This window comes from Gordonia hydrophobica NBRC 16057, from assembly GCF_001592365.1.
Lineage (GTDB): Bacteria > Actinomycetota > Actinomycetes > Mycobacteriales > Mycobacteriaceae > Gordonia > Gordonia hydrophobica.
This window is the reverse complement of sequence record NZ_BCWU01000030.1, coordinates 1-1,755: the sequence shown is the minus strand read 5'-3', so window position 1 is coordinate 1,755 and position 1,755 is coordinate 1. Positions and strand designations below refer to the sequence as shown.

General features: G+C 68.2%; 2 protein-coding genes. Both read right to left on the bottom strand.

Annotated features, from left to right (window positions below):
- Nucleotides 1-729 (bottom strand): FHA domain-containing protein (locus GH2_RS21065; protein ID WP_157086195.1); only part of this gene is annotated, 729 nt, incomplete at its 3' end.
- Between the two features lie 97 nt (nt 730-826).
- The coding region (locus GH2_RS21060) for an ABC transporter permease (protein ID WP_157086194.1) at nt 827-1,755 on the bottom strand (929 nt) is incomplete at its 5' end.

The window sequence follows — 1,755 nt, the reverse complement described above, 5'->3', positions numbered from 1 at the left end:
ACCCAGGTCCTCCAGCAGCAAGCCCTGGGATGTGCTCGTCATCCGTGCGTGGTGGCGGGAGGCGAGGACGTCGCTGACGACGATGTCGTTGTCGGGAGTACGACCGATGGTCTGCACGCCGGACAGCGAGATGGTCTTGTCGCGGCGGAGCTCGCCGGGGACGTCATAGACGGCGGAGGCGTTCTGGTGCAGCGCGGCCAGATGCGGTGCATCCGGGAGTGCGCCGAACCGCGGCGGTGCCTGACGGTAACCGCCGGGCGGCTGCTGAGCGGCGACCGGTGCGGTGGACGGCGGCTGCGGCGTCTGCCGTCCCGGTGGAGGCGTCGGGCGGCCGGCGGGCATCGGTCGCGACGCCGGTGCCACCATCGTGCGGCCGGACTGAGGAGGTGACTGAGGAGGTGACGGGGGCGTGGGGCGCGGAGCCGGCTGCGGCATCAGCTCGATCAGCGGTCCCGTCGCGGCGTCACCGACGCGAATCGACACCGGCCGATCGATGTGCACCACCGACTGCTTCACGCCGTTGACGAAGAAGCCGTTGGTGCTCCCCCGGTCGACGACACGCCACCCTCCGGCCCATTCGAACGCGAGATGCACCCGGGACACGAGCGGATGATTGACCACCACATCGTTGTCCGGTGTGCGTCCCAGCGTGGCGGGTGACGTGCGCACCACGTGCGGCCGGGCTCGGGCGACCTGAACGCGCAGCGGAGTGATCATTGTCGTGTTCATCGCCGCTCACTCTATCCAGACTTCCCACGACCATCGGCCAACAGAATGACCGACGCGCGGAAAGTGAGTTCGGCTGTCGCCGAGGCCTGCTCGCGCATCACCGTCGTCGCAAGCGCAGACGCGAGAAGACATAGCCGATCAGCACCACGGCGAGGAGTGCCAGGGCTCCGTAGGCGATCAGTGCGTGCACCGTCGTCGGTTCCCACAGTGGATACATGATCGGGCCGTCTTCCGCGCCGTCGGCGGCCTTGACCTGCGGTACGTCCATCGCGACGTACGGCAGGTTCACCGCCTGCGCGGCGTTCGCGTATCCCCAGTAGGTCGGCAGCAGCCAGGTCAGCGGTTTGACCGCGGTCGCGCTGATCGCGATCAAGCCCCCGGACAGTACCAGTTGCACCATGATGACGATGACGAGCGGCGGCATCGTCTGCTCGGTTGAGCGCACCGCGGCCGAGATTGCGAGACCTACCAGCACACTGACCCACGCAACGGTCATGATCGCCAGGCCGAGCGTCACGGCGGGCGGAAGAAGCGGATACGCCGTACCGGCCTCGGTGACGCCGTCGGGGGTCGGAAGGGCACGGACGCCGTAGGTGAGGCCGAGCATGATCACCACCTGCACGGTCGTGACGACGCACAGGGCGGTGATCTTGGCGGTGAGGTAGGCGCCGGGGCGTAGGCCCACGGCGCGTTCGCGTTCGAAGATGCCGCGTTCGCCGACCAGGTCGCGGACGGCGAGGGCGGTGCCCATGAAGGCGGCGCCGATCACCAGCACCGTCAGAATCTGCAACGCCTCCCCGGTGTCCTTGGGAACCTCGCCGAGCGGCCGGTCGTCGCGAGTGAACCCCTTCTCACCGGGGATCACCAGCGTCAACACGCCCAGAATGATCGGCATGAGGGCGAGGACCGCCAGATAGCCCTTGTCCGCCCAGATCAGCCGGAACTGTCGCCGGACGACGGTGCTGGTCTGCCGGACCAGGCCGAGTTTCGGCGTGAGTACCGGTGTCGTGTTCGTCGACGTCCGGA